Origin of the sequence: Acinetobacter sp. BD54, assembly GCF_044778325.1 — a bacterium.
GTDB classification, from domain to species: domain Bacteria; phylum Pseudomonadota; class Gammaproteobacteria; order Pseudomonadales; family Moraxellaceae; genus Acinetobacter; species Acinetobacter baumannii.
On record NZ_JANJEP010000006.1, the window covers coordinates 172,049 to 186,352 of the forward strand.

The 14,304-nt window shown below is 37.6% G+C and carries 14 protein-coding genes; 13 read left to right on the forward strand and 1 reads right to left on the reverse strand.

The features are described from left to right. Positions 1 to 110: 110 nt before the first annotated feature. The 6 genes from modA (at position 111) to NQ782_RS11900 (ending at position 4,981) form a co-directional block, all read left to right on the forward strand. The gene (modA, locus tag NQ782_RS11875; protein WP_057093026.1) at positions 111 to 896 is read left to right on the forward strand and encodes a molybdate ABC transporter substrate-binding protein; all 786 of its coding nucleotides are present in this window, start codon (positions 111 to 113) and stop codon (positions 894 to 896) included. Continuing rightward, complete coding sequence (gene modB / locus NQ782_RS11880; RefSeq protein ID WP_057093028.1) at positions 893 to 1,585, forward strand: molybdate ABC transporter permease subunit; 693 nt, start codon at positions 893 to 895, stop codon at positions 1,583 to 1,585. Before modA ends, modB begins: the two co-directional genes overlap by 4 nt. Before the next feature lie 4 nt (positions 1,586 to 1,589). Further along, entirely contained in the window at positions 1,590 to 2,210 is a 621-nt protein-coding gene (gene modC / locus NQ782_RS11885) for a molybdenum ABC transporter ATP-binding protein (RefSeq protein ID WP_057093030.1), read from the forward strand. A 359-nt stretch (positions 2,211 to 2,569) separates the two neighbouring features. Continuing rightward, positions 2,570 to 3,340 carry an SDR family oxidoreductase gene (locus NQ782_RS11890; protein WP_001257949.1) on the forward strand — a complete coding sequence of 257 codons (771 nt, stop codon included), beginning with the start codon at positions 2,570 to 2,572 and terminating at the stop codon, positions 3,338 to 3,340. A 72-nt stretch (positions 3,341 to 3,412) separates the two neighbouring features. Further along, a complete protein-coding gene (locus tag NQ782_RS11895; protein WP_000026859.1) occupies positions 3,413 to 4,054 on the forward strand; it encodes an isochorismatase family protein in 642 nt (213 codons plus the stop codon). Between the two features lie 525 nt (positions 4,055 to 4,579). After that, positions 4,580 to 4,981 (forward strand): transcriptional repressor, encoded by a 402-nt coding sequence (locus NQ782_RS11900; RefSeq protein WP_000207886.1) that lies wholly within the window; start codon positions 4,580 to 4,582, stop codon positions 4,979 to 4,981. A 67-nt stretch (positions 4,982 to 5,048) separates the two neighbouring features. On the opposite strand, the gene NQ782_RS11905 is transcribed toward NQ782_RS11900, so the two are convergent. Next, the gene (locus NQ782_RS11905; RefSeq protein ID WP_057093735.1) at positions 5,049 to 6,830 is read right to left on the reverse strand and encodes a bifunctional UDP-sugar hydrolase/5'-nucleotidase; all 1,782 of its coding nucleotides are present in this window, start codon (positions 6,828 to 6,830) and stop codon (positions 5,049 to 5,051) included. 305 nt (positions 6,831 to 7,135) lie between these two features. Here NQ782_RS11905 and ppk1 point away from each other — a divergent pair, with 305 nt between their 5' ends. The 7 genes from ppk1 (at position 7,136) to NQ782_RS11940 (ending at position 13,764) form a co-directional block, all read left to right on the forward strand. After that, positions 7,136 to 9,211 (forward strand): polyphosphate kinase 1, encoded by a 2,076-nt coding sequence (gene ppk1, locus NQ782_RS11910; RefSeq protein WP_057092962.1) that lies wholly within the window; start codon positions 7,136 to 7,138, stop codon positions 9,209 to 9,211. 223 nt (positions 9,212 to 9,434) lie between these two features. Next, a complete protein-coding gene (gene pqqA / locus NQ782_RS11915) occupies positions 9,435 to 9,509 on the forward strand; it encodes a pyrroloquinoline quinone precursor peptide PqqA (protein ID WP_001982218.1) in 75 nt (24 codons plus the stop codon). A gap of 75 nt (positions 9,510 to 9,584) precedes the next feature. Further along, complete coding sequence (gene pqqB, locus NQ782_RS11920; RefSeq protein ID WP_017725688.1) at positions 9,585 to 10,496, forward strand: pyrroloquinoline quinone biosynthesis protein PqqB; 912 nt, start codon at positions 9,585 to 9,587, stop codon at positions 10,494 to 10,496. 8 nt (positions 10,497 to 10,504) lie between these two features. After that, on the forward strand, positions 10,505 to 11,263 hold the full coding sequence (gene pqqC / locus NQ782_RS11925) for a pyrroloquinoline-quinone synthase PqqC (RefSeq protein ID WP_000195110.1): 759 nt from the start codon (positions 10,505 to 10,507) through the stop codon (positions 11,261 to 11,263). Continuing rightward, entirely contained in the window at positions 11,260 to 11,544 is a 285-nt protein-coding gene (gene pqqD / locus NQ782_RS11930) for a pyrroloquinoline quinone biosynthesis peptide chaperone PqqD (protein ID WP_001031363.1), read from the forward strand. The genes pqqC and pqqD overlap by 4 nt, the downstream gene beginning before the upstream one ends. After that, entirely contained in the window at positions 11,541 to 12,695 is a 1,155-nt protein-coding gene (pqqE, locus tag NQ782_RS11935) for a pyrroloquinoline quinone biosynthesis protein PqqE (protein WP_057092965.1), read from the forward strand. Before pqqD ends, pqqE begins: the two co-directional genes overlap by 4 nt. 16 nt (positions 12,696 to 12,711) lie before the next feature. Beyond that, positions 12,712 to 13,764, forward strand: coding sequence for a dipeptidase (locus NQ782_RS11940; RefSeq protein ID WP_057092966.1), 1,053 nt, complete (start codon positions 12,712 to 12,714; stop codon positions 13,762 to 13,764). Positions 13,765 to 14,304 lie beyond the last annotated feature (540 nt).

Sequence of the window (14,304 nt, forward strand, 5' to 3'; positions counted from 1 at the left end):
CTGCATTCCAGTCATCTATAGTTAACGAATTATGCTTTTCATAATCTTTATGTAGCGCTATATTCTTGAGTATATATCGCTGCAAAAAAAACACAAAAAAGGTAAACATAATGGTAAGTGATACGAAGATAAAAAAATTGGCTTTCGCCTGTTCAGTCCTCAGCATAGGATTGGTCTTTAATGTTCCAGCCAAGGCTGAATCGGTTACCGTTTATGCAGCAGCGAGCTTAACGAATGCAATTAACGATTTAGAAAAAATTTACGAAAAACAGAATAAAGTAGAAGTTAAAACTTCGTATGCAGGATCATCGACCTTAGCTAAACAAATTGATGCTGGAGCACCAACTGATATTTTTATTTCAGCAGATACCCAGTGGATGGATTATCTACAAAACAAAAAACGAGTTGCAGCAAATGACCGTATAAATTTATTAGGTAACCGTTTGGTGCTAATTACCCCTAAAGGGCAATCATTAAACATAAAACTAGATAAAACGACCGATCCCAATAGAGTGTTTACAGGAAAGATTTGTACAGGGGATACCAAAAGTGTGCCTGTAGGCAAATATGCTAAACAAGCTTTTACCAATTTAGGTTGGTGGAGCCCTATTGAGCCAAAGTTAGTTGAAACAGAAGATGTTCGAGCGGCATTAAACTTTGTTGCGCGTGGTGAATGTCAGGTTGGGATTGTCTATGCAACCGATGCAGCGATTAGCAAAGACGTGAAGGTAGCAGGCGTATTTCCAGAAAATACACATTCGCCAATTATTTATCCTTTAGGGTTGATTAAAAGGAATCCGAGCTCAACAAAGTTCTATCAATTTTTACAAAGCAACCAAGCCAAAGCTGTCTTTAAAAAATATGGCTTTAGCGTGTTGGCTCCAGTCAAGCCATGATGTTTTCTCTAACCCCAGAAGAGCTCAGCGTTCTGCAACTTTCTTGTAAGGTGGCAGCGAGTTGTCTTGTGGTTAGTATTATTCCTGCAATTTGTGTGGGATGGTTTTTGGCACGTAAAGACTTTTGGGGGAAGTCATTCATTGAAACATTGGTGTTTTTACCTTTAGTACTACCGCCAGTAGTTCCTGGTTATTTGCTTTTACAAGTTTTTGGGAGCCGCGGCATTATTGGGCAATATTTGGCCCCACTCGGAATTGATTTTGCATTTAACTGGAAAGGCGCCGTTCTTGCTTCGGCAGTGATGGGTTTTCCACTATTGGTGCAATCTATTCGATTAGCGATTGAACTGGTCGATCAGCGTTTAGAAATGGCAGCAAAGACATTAGGAGCTTCATCTTTAGGGGCATTTTTTCATGTCACTTTGCCTCTTGCCAGCAGTGGCATTTTAATTGGTGCTATTTTATGTTTTTGCCGCAGTTTAGGGGAGTTTGGGGCCACCATTACTTTTGTTGGTAATATTTCAAATGAAACACGGACTTTGCCTCTAGCCATGTATAGCTTAATGCAACAACCCGATACAGAAGCTGCTATTCAAAGGCTTATTATTTTATCGTTAATTGTAGCTTTTCTGGCATTATGGTTTGCCCAGTGGTTTCATCGTTATCAAAAGAAGCGTTTAGGACGGTAAAATTATGTTGATTGAATGCCGTTTTCAGCTACAAATGGGCCAATTTCATATTGAAGCTAGTTTCCAGTCAGATGCTTCTGTTATTGGCTTATTCGGTGCATCGGGTTCAGGTAAAACGTCCATTTTACATGCCATTGCAGGGCTGAACACTCCGCGTAGTGGAATCATTAAAATACAGGGCCAAACATGGTTTGATTCAGATCAAAAAATTAATGTCAGCACGCAAAAGCGGCATGTTGGATTGGTTTTTCAAGATGCTCAACTTTTTCCGCATAAAACAGTCAAGCAAAATTTATTATTTGGTTTTAAGCATCTTTCGCAAAAAGAACGTCACTTTGAAGCAGATTACATTATTGAATTATTAAAGTTAGAGCATTTATTACAACGTATGCCTATCAAACTCTCAGGTGGGGAAAAGCAGCGCGTGGCACTAGGTCGAGCATTATTATATTCGCCTAAGCTGTTACTGCTTGATGAACCATTATCAGCATTAGATGCGAACCATAAAGCTGAAATTATTCCTTTTTTTCAGAAAGTAAAAGAGGAAATTAAAATTCCGATGATTTATGTAAGTCATGATATTCAAGAGATTAAACAACTGACCGAAACAATGTGGATTTTATAATTTTTCATTTTTTATACGCATTTCTAAACTTACGAGAGTCGGAGTTATAGAGAACTCATTCTGAGCCTGCGGGAGATTGAACCCTAAAAAGTTACTAGTTTTGATAAACCATAAATCTGATTTTAGTCGAATAAATCAAAACCTGTCTTATTGAAAATGATTATTAATAACAAAATATTCTTGACCTTTAAATTTTATAAACTGCCTATAAAACAATATTTTAGCTTGTAATTTTAAGCTATAACTCATTTGTATAAGATCATAATTTGAACTTTTATATCCATTTGCTCTTGATAAGAATGATAATTATTTGCAATTATATTTATAGATTTCTTTATAATATAAATTGGAGTATTAACATGCGCTCTACCATCGTGGTCACAGGTGCTGCAAGAGGGATAGGAGCGGCTATCGCCAAGCAACTACTAGATCAGGGCTATCATGTTATTGGTATTGACTGTCAAAAAAATCCTGAACAATGGGATATCAGTAAAACAATGACGTCAGATCAATCTTCACAATGGCAAGGCATCTCACAAGACATTACCCATCAACAAGAAACACAAACTTTAATTTCAGAGCTGTTAGAAAAATACGAAATTACGGGGTTAGTAAATGCAGCAGGAGTATTAATTATGCGCTCCATGCTTGAAGCAAAAACGGAAGATTGGGAAACACTTTTTGCGGTCAATGTCATGGCGCCTATCGCGATCAGCCAACAAGTTGCTAAACATTTTTGTGCAAAAAGGCGGGGTAGCATTGTCACTATTAGTTCAAATAGTGCGCGTATGCCACGTATGCAACTTGGTATGTACGCCACCACTAAGGCTGCACTGAGTCATTTTTGTCGCAATCTGGCGCTTGAAATCGCCCCTTATCAAGTCAGGCTGAATATCGTTTCACCTGGATCTACTCTCACTCAAATGCAGCAACAACTCTGGACAGATAATGCACCTCCACCTGCAGTAATTGATGGTGATTTAAGCCAGTACCGAACAGGTATTCCCTTACGGAAACTCGCGCAACCAGATGATATTGCCAATACCGTGAGCTTTTTACTTTCGGACCGAGCGGCCCAAATTACTATGCAAGAAATAGTGGTAGATGGAGGAGCTACACTTGGGGTTTAAAGCTTACTTCAGCACAACAATACACTGAAATTAAAGAACAAATATTTTTAAAGATAGAAAAGGAAAATACCAATGAGTATTCCAAAGATTGCAAGTTACAGCATGCCCCAAGCCCATGAATTTACTCCAAACAAAACAAATTGGCCACTACATACCAGTCGTGCTGTTTTATTGGTTCATGATATGCAGCAATATTTTTTAGATTTCTATGATCTAACCCAAGAACCTATTCCAGAACTAATTAAAAACACAAAAGCATTAATTGATGCTGCTCGCCAGTCTAATATTCCCGTTGTCTATACAGCACAACCTGGCAACCAATCACCTGAATATCGGCAGTTATTAACCGACTTTTGGGGGCCTGGTTTAAAGGATGAGCCAAGCATCACACAGATTTTTCCGAAAATTTCACCTCAAAAAAATGATACGGTGCTTACTAAGTGGAGATATAGTGTTTTTAAATTTTCTCCGCTCGAACAACTCATGCGAGACTCTGGTCGCGATCAACTCATTATCTGTGGTGTATATGCACATATTGGTTGTCTAATGAGTGCTGCGGAAGCATTTATGCTAAACATACAGCCATTTTTATGTGGTGATGCGCTGGCTGACTTTAGCAGAGAAGAGCACGATATGGCATTAAAATATGCCAGTACACGATGTGCTCAAGTCATGACAACACAACAAGTAATCCAAGCATGGATACAAGAATAAGATGCACTACCTCTAGAATAAAAATCATTTAATTTTCTGTATTTAAAATATAAAGAGCAGGTCATTGATCTGCTTTTTATATGGGCCGAAATGAATACTTATAATAGAGGATGGATGCAACTCATCATTATCTAATCAATAAAATATAATGGTTATCATTATGTATTTGATAATTACTTAATATTGAATATTAAAACTTATGTGTATATGATACACCGCTAAACACAAATGATAATATTTATCATATGTTAATCATTATATAGAATAAGGTCGGAAAATGACTTAATGAAGAGGGTCGCCATATGGTTCAGTTCAAGAATGCATCTAGTGGCAAAGTGCCTACATGTAGAAAGCAAAGAGAGGGATAATATGGGAGTTATTTTAAAACTTAATAATTAGCTCAGAGCTTATTTATAGGGTAGTAAGTTCTAATTTATAGATCAAATCATTTCCATAATTTTCAGGTAAATATAGTCAAAATAATTTTAAAAATTCCTATATTTCTAGACATTAAGGTTCAGTAAGATGACGACAATATCAAAATCATTATTAAATGGATTACCGATAAAAAAATCGAGGGTACAAGTTTTTGAGATTTTAAATCAGAACCCACAAGGCTTAAGCGCGGTAAGTATCTATGCGCAAATTAAAAATGAACATAAAATTACCTTAGGTACCATTTATCGAATTTTATCTGAGTTTGAAAACCGTAAAATCATCAAAAGGGTGTTTTTAGGAAAAAGTAAAAGTATTTATAAGCTTAGAAAAGACAAGATGAGCTGTAACCTCATTTCGCTCAAAACCTCTGAAGCCTTGAACTTTGAAAATGAGAAAGTTAAAGAATTACTTCATGAGGTTACGGATATTATTTTTGCAAACACCGGAGTCGACATTAGTAGTGTTGAACTTAATCTTTATACCGAATAAAAATCTTTTAAACTGTTATAAAAATAAAGGACAGCTTCATACTGTCCTTTATGTATTCTTAAATGAGTTATTTAATGACTTTAATACGAGTCGTAGCCGGAATAATTAACGGTGAGTTCTTAGCAACATAGCTTTCAAGCGCATCAATATCTTGACCACCACCGACACGGTTTTGGCCTTCTTTTAATACCGTAAAGTTGTCACCACCATCTGCCAAGAAACTATTTACCGTCACACGGTATACTTTAGTGTCAACTAATGGTGAACCAGCAACCATGATGTTATTTGCTCGCGGTGAAACAGAAGTATTTGCCGCATATTGATAACTCAACTCTTTAGACGGCTGTAAAATTCTAGGCGAATTTGCATTTGCACCAGACCATTGCTGTTCAAGCACATCTCTAATCTGTTTACCGGTTAAGCTCAAAGTCACAATCGAGTTACCGAAAGGTTGAACTGCAAAAATATCACCAAACGTAATCTGGTTACTGCTGTTAATTAGTAGGTCAGCACGTACACCACCTGGGTTCATTAACGTAAAATCCGAACCTTGATTACTTGCTTGAAGAGCGGCAGCTTGCTGCGCATCGGCAATCATATCACCTAGTGGGCTTTCACCACTTTCGACTTGCGTACGGCTCACAACGGCAGTAGAAGTTCCAACAACACGTCCAGAAATTGTGGTTACTGCTTGACGGTATTTATCTAAAATCGCTTCGATACTTGGTGTCTTACTAAATTTTTGATAGAGGTCTGTCAGACTTACAGTGGTTGTACCCGAAGTATAGGCCTCACTTTGAACCGGAATTTGTTTAGCATCTTTTTTAATGATATCGCCAGTTTTACCATCCAACTCCACCTTAATATCGGTAATAAGCGTGCCGTATTGGCCAGCTGAGGTTAGTAAAAACGGTTTAGCCGGATTCTTGGTTGCATAATCACAAATATAAGACTGATGTGTATGCCCCGAAACAACAATATCAACTGCTGGATTTAACCGATCTAAAATACCTAAAATTGGCCCACTTAAGCCATCACATGTTTTTTGATTGAGTTTCGTACTTGGCGCTGCACCTTCATGGACAACGACGACAATGGCTTCAATACCTTGTTTTTGGAGTTCAGGAATTAACGCATTTACCGTATCCGCTTCATCACGGAATTCAACATCCTTAATACCCGCCGCTGAAACAATACTTGGAGTCGCTTTGAGTGTTAAACCAATAAAAGCTACAGGAATCCCGCCATAAGTTTTGACTTTATAGGCAGGAAAAATCGTTTTACTTGTATCATTTTTCATTGCCACGTTAGCTGCAAGGAAATTGAATTTTGCGCCGCTAAAGTTTTTATTAATTTGGCATGGGGCAGTGCTGGTATATTGTTGACAACCGCCATTTTGTAAACGACGCAATTCATCTGTACCACGGTCAAACTCATGATTTCCAACCGCATTAAAGTCAATTTGAATATCATTCATGACTTCAATAGTAGGCTCATCTAGAAATAACGAAGAAGTGAGTGGGGAAGCACTAATTAAGTCACCTGCTGACACAACAGCATTATTGGGATTTTGAGCTTTAAGTTTCTTAATTGCATCTGCAAAGTAACTCACACCACCGACAGGAATACGTACAGTTTGAGATGCATCATTTGGATTCGCTGCTTCAACGTAACGTTTAGGTGGTTCTAAATTTCCGTGAAAGTCATTGAAAGCTAAAATATTTACAGTTTGGTTACTTCGCGGTGCTGGTGTGCTTGAATCATTGTCATCATTATCATTACAGCCTACCAATAAGGCCATTGCCAGACATAAAGATGTTGTCTTAAATAGTATGTTTAAAGTCGTCATTTTTTATCAATTGATGAATTAAGATGCATAAAAAATACGCATAGAGTATGAATATTTGATGAAAATTGAAACTGAATCGAAATAGAATGATCTTTAAAAAATTAATGTTAAGATGATGGTAGATATGGATGACTAGAAGGAAGTAAATAAGGCAAAAATAAATATTAATTTTAAGGTTTTCATAAAAAATTCATGAATTTGCAATAAAGCAGTTACAAAATGTCCGGTGAATAAAATCGGTTATACATTAATAAATTAATCTTTTTTATTCATTTTAACTTTTTTACCCAGTATAAGAGTCAAGAATGACATCATTGCCCACTTTAGCTAGCTCAAACCAGCACAATTTAGAAACGTATATTAATAGAGAACTATCTTTATTAGAGTTTCATAAACGGGTGCTTGCTCAAGCCAAAGATATAGAACACCCATTACTGGAACGTTTGAATTTTTTAATTATTTTTTCGCGTAATCTGGATGAGTTTTTTGAAATTCGTGTGGCAAGTTTAATCCAGAAAATTAGCTTGATGAGTCGGGCAACCGGACCAGAGGGTTTACCGTTAGTAGAAGTATTAAAGCAAATTTCAAAAAATGCTCATGAGGCGGTTGAAGAGCAATATAAAATCTTAAACTATACTTTGTTACCGCAACTCCAAGGCTATGGCGTTCATTTTATTCAGCACGGCGATATATTAGAAAAGCATAAAGAATGGATTAAAGAATACTTTTTTAAAGAAGTACAACCTGTAGTTACGCCAATCAGTCTAGACCCAGCACATCCATTTCCAAGGCTGGTCAATAAAAGTCTAAACTTCATTGTAACTTTAGAAGGTAAAGACGCTTTTGGACGTCAAATTGATTTAGCTATTGTGCCGGCACCGCGTTCGTTACCAAGACTTGTTAAAATTCCAGAACATATTTCTGGCGGTGCAGAGCATTACATTCTGCTCTCGGCCATTATCCATCAGCACATTTCGGATTTATTTCCGGGCATGAAAGCGACGGGCTGTCATCAATTTCGTGTAACTCGAAATGCCGATTTAACCGTTTCTGAAGATGTAGAGGATTTGGCTGCTGCTTTAAAAGGTGAATTATCTTCACGCCGTTTTGGCCAAGCAGTTCGTTTGGAAGTAGCAAAAAAATGTCCTGGAGAAATTGCTAACTATTTATTAGAGCAATTCGATTTAGATGCAGAACATCTTTACTACGTCGATGGCCCCGTTAATTTAGCCCGTTTTATCTCAAACTTTGATTTACCAGAGTTACGCTATAAACCATATCAACAAGTTTTGCCTCAGCTTTTATACACTAAAAAACCGATTTTTGATGTGTTAAAAGCAGGAGATGTTCTACTGCATCATCCATTTGATTCTTTTGCACCTGTTATCAAGTTCCTTCGGGAAGCTGCACAAGATCCAAATGTTTTAGCAATTAAACAAACCTTATACCGTAGTGGTGCCAACTCGGAAATCGTACAGCTACTTGCAGAAGCTGCGCGTAATGGTAAAGAAGTAACCGCGGTTATTGAGTTGCGGGCACGTTTTGATGAAGAATCAAATATTGAAGTCGCAAACGTTTTACAAGAAGCTGGCGCAGTTGTGGTGTATGGCATTGTTGGCTATAAAACTCACGCTAAAATGATTTTAGTGGTCCGCCGTGAACAAGACAAAATCAAAAGATATGTGCATTTAGGTACAGGCAACTATCATGCAGTGAATGCCAAAATCTATACCGATTTTGGTTTGCTGACCAATGATGCGGAAATTTGTGAAGACGTCCATAAAATTTTCCAAGAACTGACCGGTATGGGCAAAATGGCAAAACTTAAAAAACTTTTTCATGCGCCATTTACCTTACATTCTCAGCTGTTAGAACTTATTGAACAAGAAATTAAAAATAGCCTTGCTGGTAAAAAAGCACACATCATCATTAAAGTGAATGCGCTTACTGAACCACAGCTCATTAGCGCGCTTTATAAAGCATCACAAGCTGGTGTAAAAATTGATTTAATTATTCGTTCAATTTGCTGCCTGAGACCACAAGTTGCAGGCCTTTCAGAGAATATTCGAGTACGTTCAATCGTTGGTCGTTATTTGGAGCATACGCGGGTTTACTATTTTTATAATGATGGCGATACAAAAGTTTATTGTGCAAGTGCAGACTGGATGGAACGTAATTTGTTCTCTCGTATTGAAACCTGCTTCCCAATTGAAAATAAAAAATTAAAGAAACAAGTCATTGAAGATGGCTTAAACAACTATTTGAAAGACAATCGTCAAGCATGGGAATTACAAACTGATGGAACATGGGTGCAATGTCATCCTAAGCCGGAAGAAGAACTTTATATTGCACAGCAACACTTGATGAACTTAGCTGGGTAAGGCATAAGTCATAACAGAACATTGACCTGTTATGACTTTTCAAATGCTTTTGAAAGATCAGGATTTATTAAAATTTGGACAAAAAACACAATTATCGAACAATATCTTGTTTCGAGCTTATCTACAAACGTGGCATTTTTAATTAGAATAAATTTTTAATTGCCTTATATGATTTAATCAAGTGATTCATTTCACAAGATTAATACTGACTGGAGTAAAATTTATGCAATGGACAAAACCAGCTTTCACTGATTTACGTATTGGTTTTGAAGTAACAATGTACTTTGAAGCACGTTAATCATTTCTATTCAAATCTGTCATAAGCCCTAGTCTTGTTCTAGGGCTTATGTCTTTCTAATAAGATATTAATTTTATGCATATTTATATTTTAGGTTCAGCAGCTGGAGGCGGTTTCCCTCAGTGGAACTGTAATTGTCCTAATTGCCATGGTGTTCGTACAGGTACGATTAATGCCAAAGTGCGTACTCAATCTTCAATTGCAATTTCAGAAAACGGCGTAGACTGGATTTTATTAAACGCATCACCAGATATCCGTCAACAATTATTTGATTTTAAAGCGGCTCAACCAGCGCGAAAATTACGTGATACTGGTATTACCAATGTTATTTTAATGGATAGCCAACTTGACCATACCACTGGACTTTTAACTTTACGTGAAGGCTGTCCAATGAATGTGTGGTGTACTGAAATGGTCTATCAAGATCTCACCACGGGTTTTCCGGTATTCAATATGCTGAAACACTGGAATGGTGGTCTTCAATATCACCAAATTGATCCTAAACAAGCTTTTAAAATTGATGGTTTCGAAAATTTAGAATTTTTGCCTTTAATTATTCAAAGCGCGGCGCCGCCATACTCGCCACATCGCCATGACCCGCATGAGGGCGACAATATTGCCTTAATCATCAAAGATCACAAAACACAAAAACAGTTGTTTTATGCGCCAGGGCTTGGAAAGATTGACGATCAAATCATGCAGATTATGCAAGATTCTGACTGCGTCATGATTGATGGCACACTATGGACAGATGATGAAATGCAGCAAACCGGTGTAGGGAAAAAAACTGGCCTTGAAATGGGGCATTTATACATTAGTGGTGAAGGCGGTTCGTTATCTTACTTAAACCAACTCAGTACACCAAAGAAAGTGCTAATTCATATTAATAATACCAATCCGATTTTAAATGAAGACTCTGCTCAATTTGCTGAACTAAAAGCAAATGATGTAGAAGTTGCCTTTGATGGCATGCAAATTGAACTCTAAGGTGAAACATGACTCAAACACCTGAAGCTTTAACGACCGAACAATTTAAACAGGCCATTATTGATAAAGGTCAGTATTATCATATCTATCACCCATTTCATGTGATGATGTATGAAGGAAAAGCCACTCAACAACAAATTCAGGCTTGGGTTGCAAACCGCTACTACTATCAAATCAATATTCCGCTCAAAGATGCTGCGATCATGGCAAATTGTCCTGATCAACGTGTGCGACAGGAATGGATTCAACGCATGATTGACCAAGATGGTGAATATCCTGATGGCGGTGGACGAGAAGCATGGTTACGGTTAGCCGAAGCTGTAGGCTTGAGTCGTGAGCAAGTGATTTCCGAAGAATTGGTTTTGCCGGGTGTACGATTTGCTGTAGATGCCTATGTAAATTTTGCACGCCGTGCGTCATGGCGTGAGGCAGCAAGCAGTTCTTTAACTGAACTATTTGCACCTCAGATTCATCAGTCTCGACTTGAATCATGGCCACAGCATTACCCTTGGATTGATGACAAGGGCTATGAATATTTCCGCTCTCGTTTAAGTCAAGCACGCCGTGATGTTGAACATGGTTTAACAATCACGCTTGATTCATTTACTACTCATGAACAACAACAAAGAATGCTGGAAATATTACAGTTTAAACTGGATATTTTATGGAGCATTTTGGATGCTTTAACACTGGCATATGTACACAATGAAGCACCGTATCATAGCGTGACTCAAGAACGGGTATGGCACAAAGGACTATTTAAATGAATAAAGAACAATTTGATGTAAATCTTGTGCCTACCTGGCGCCAAGGTTATCGCTTTCAATTTGAGCCTGCTCAAAATGGCTTTGTCATTTTATACCCTGAAGGCATGATCAAATTAAATGAAAGTGCAGGGGCGATTGGACAGTATATTGATGGGACAAATAATGTTTCTGCAATTATTGCCCAGCTCAAGCAACAATTTGGTGATATACCCGAAATTGACAACGATGTTATTGATTACATGTTAGTTGCCCAGCAACAACACTGGATTGATTTAGTATGACAGAAGGTGTTGGCCTACCTTTATGGTTATTAGCGGAGTTAACTTATCGTTGCCCGCTACAATGTCCATATTGCTCAAACCCTTTAGACTACGCACAGCATAAAAATGAACTGACCACGCAAGAGTGGTTTGATGTTTTTGATCAAGCGCGTCAAATGGGGGCAGTACAACTCGGTTTTTCCGGTGGTGAACCTTTGGTGCGTCAAGATCTGGAACAACTTGTGGCGCATGCACACCAACTAGGCTTCTACACCAACCTGATTACCTCAGGCATGGGACTTACCGAACAGCGTATTTCGCATTTAAAGCAAGCTGGCCTAGACCATATCCAAATCAGCTTTCAAGCGAGTGATCCGGTCGTTAATGATGCTTTAGCAGGGTCGAAACATGCTTTTGAACAAAAGTATGAAATGTGCCGACTTGTTAAGAAATATGATTATCCGATGGTCCTCAATTTTGTAATTCATCGGCATAACATTGACCAGATCGATAAAATTATTGAGCTTTGTCTAGAACTTAATGCAGATACAGTCGAACTAGCAATTTGTCAGTTTTATGGTTGGGCGTTTTTAAACCGTCAGGGTTTATTACCGACACAAGAACAACTCATACGTGCTGAACGTATTACCAATGAATATCGGGAAAAGTTAAAAGCGCAAAATCATCCTTGCAAACTTATTTTTGTAGTGCCTGATTATTACGAAGAAAGACCAAAAGCCTGTATGAATGGCTGGGGTAAAATTTTCTTTACAGTTGCTCCAGATGGTATGGCACTGCCTTGTCACGCAGCAAGACAATTACCGATTTCTTTCCCAAATGTTCGTGAACAAAGCCTATCAAAAATCTGGTATGAGTCTACCGGTTTTAACCACTTCCGTGGTGATGCATGGATACCAGAAGGATGCCGTAGTTGTCCAGATAAAGACCGCGACTTTGGTGGCTGTCGTTGTCAAGCTTATATGTTAACAGGCGACGCAAGTAACGCAGATCCTGTTTGTGGTAAATCGCCGTATCATCAACTCATTGAACAGGCACGTGCCGAGAGCGAAATTGATTCCTCTCTGGAAAAATTAGTATTCCGTAATAGCCGAAATTCAAAGCAATTCACGGTTCAACAAAACATTCCGGTTCAAAATATTGTAGATGATTAGCTATGAGAAAACCGATATGAACCATGGCACATTTCCTGTTTTTGATGGCCATAATGATGTACTAACCCGATTGTGGTTAAGTGATCATAACAATCCTGCTCAAGCTTTTATTCAAGAAGGTTTAGCAGGACATCTCGATTTAAAACGTTGCCAACGAGCCGGTTTTGTTGGTGGTATGTTTGCTATTTTCTTGCCGCCTTTTCATTATGTTAAACAGCATCATCCCAACAAACTCTTTGACCAAGATGCATCTAACTTCACGCAACAGCAAATTGAACACATTTGTTTGGCACAGCTCGATTTAGCAAAACAACTTGCCGAGTATTCTAACGACATTCAAATTTGCACAACTGTTCAGGACATCCAGCACTGCCTAACACAGCAAAAGTTAGCCATTGTATTGCATATGGAAGGTGCTGAAGCATTACAACATAATCCAGATTTACTCGATGTATTTTATGATGCTGGGCTTCGTAGCATCGGTCCACTTTGGAATAGACCAAGTCGTTTTGGTCATGGTTTAAATGCCAAGTTTCCGCATTCACCTGATACCGGAGCAGGTCTTACAAACGAAGGTAAAGCTTTTATAAAGCGCTGTGCTGATAAAAAAATGGTGATTGATGTTTCCCATATGAATGAACGAGCTTTTTGGGATACAGCTAACATTCTTCAGCAACCAATTGTCGCAACTCACTCAAATGTGCATGCTTTATGTCCACAAGCCAGAAACTTAACAGATAACCAACTTAAAGCAATTAAGGACTCTAAAGGCATAGTCGGGTTAAATTTTGATGTCGCATTTTTGCGTAAAGACGGGCAGCGTGATGCAAACACATCCATTGAGGTACTTTTAGAACATCTTGAATATTTAATAGATCAAATGGGAGAAAATCATGTCGGTTTTGGTTCTGACTTTGATGGAGCACTGATTAGTCATGAAATTGAAGATGTAAGGGGACTACACCTACTGATTGAAGCAATGCAAAAGCGGCATTACTCAAATGAGATTATAGAAAAAATTTGTTTTTCGAATTGGTTAACCGTGCTCAATCGCATCCTAGATAAATAATTTACAGACAAACATATTAAAAATAGCGAATTACTTAACATTTTTTATTGGCCGAAATGACTAAAAAAAATACAATTGGTTTAATTGTCAACTATTTGGTAAATTAATTAGAATCAATAGTACTAAATGTAAAGACATTTGGTATTTCAGGTCTTTAGTGGTTTTCACTTGCGCTCATTTCTTTTTGAGAAGTAGAAATGGGCGTTTTTTATTGCCTTAAACAATTAAATGTTAATCGTGTCACAAAAAAGTTCATTTTGTTGCAAATCATCGCTTTCCTATCTTGACTAAAAGATCGACATTAAATACATTGGAAGAGTATTTAAAGATAAATAAGATTGCTTAAAGCAATTAATAATACTGCTTAATCCTGAAATACAGTAGAAAGCCTATTCTGTTTTGAGAATAGGCTTTTTGCTTTGTATCAAAATTTATTTTCTCAAAATATTATACTTTTTAATTAACATAAAAATTAAATACCTTACAAAAGCGGCTCAAATGAAAGCCCTTAAATAACAAAGAATATGCTATTAATTTAAG

Coding starts and splice junctions, on each gene's coding strand:
- NQ782_RS11905 (WP_057093735.1), bottom strand. CDS start 6,830: ATGACGACTTTAAACATACTATTTAAGACAACATCTTTATGTCTGGCA.
- modC (WP_057093030.1), top strand. CDS start 1,590: ATGTTGATTGAATGCCGTTTTCAGCTACAAATGGGCCAATTTCATATT.
- modA (WP_057093026.1), top strand. CDS start 111: ATGGTAAGTGATACGAAGATAAAAAAATTGGCTTTCGCCTGTTCAGTC.
- pqqC (WP_000195110.1), top strand. CDS start 10,505: ATGACTCAAACACCTGAAGCTTTAACGACCGAACAATTTAAACAGGCC.
- pqqD (WP_001031363.1), top strand. CDS start 11,260: ATGAATAAAGAACAATTTGATGTAAATCTTGTGCCTACCTGGCGCCAA.
- ppk1 (WP_057092962.1), top strand. CDS start 7,136: ATGACATCATTGCCCACTTTAGCTAGCTCAAACCAGCACAATTTAGAA.
- NQ782_RS11900 (WP_000207886.1), top strand. CDS start 4,580: ATGACGACAATATCAAAATCATTATTAAATGGATTACCGATAAAAAAA.
- modB (WP_057093028.1), top strand. CDS start 893: ATGATGTTTTCTCTAACCCCAGAAGAGCTCAGCGTTCTGCAACTTTCT.
- NQ782_RS11895 (WP_000026859.1), top strand. CDS start 3,413: ATGAGTATTCCAAAGATTGCAAGTTACAGCATGCCCCAAGCCCATGAA.
- pqqB (WP_017725688.1), top strand. CDS start 9,585: ATGCATATTTATATTTTAGGTTCAGCAGCTGGAGGCGGTTTCCCTCAG.
- pqqE (WP_057092965.1), top strand. CDS start 11,541: ATGACAGAAGGTGTTGGCCTACCTTTATGGTTATTAGCGGAGTTAACT.
- NQ782_RS11890 (WP_001257949.1), top strand. CDS start 2,570: ATGCGCTCTACCATCGTGGTCACAGGTGCTGCAAGAGGGATAGGAGCG.
- NQ782_RS11940 (WP_057092966.1), top strand. CDS start 12,712: ATGAACCATGGCACATTTCCTGTTTTTGATGGCCATAATGATGTACTA.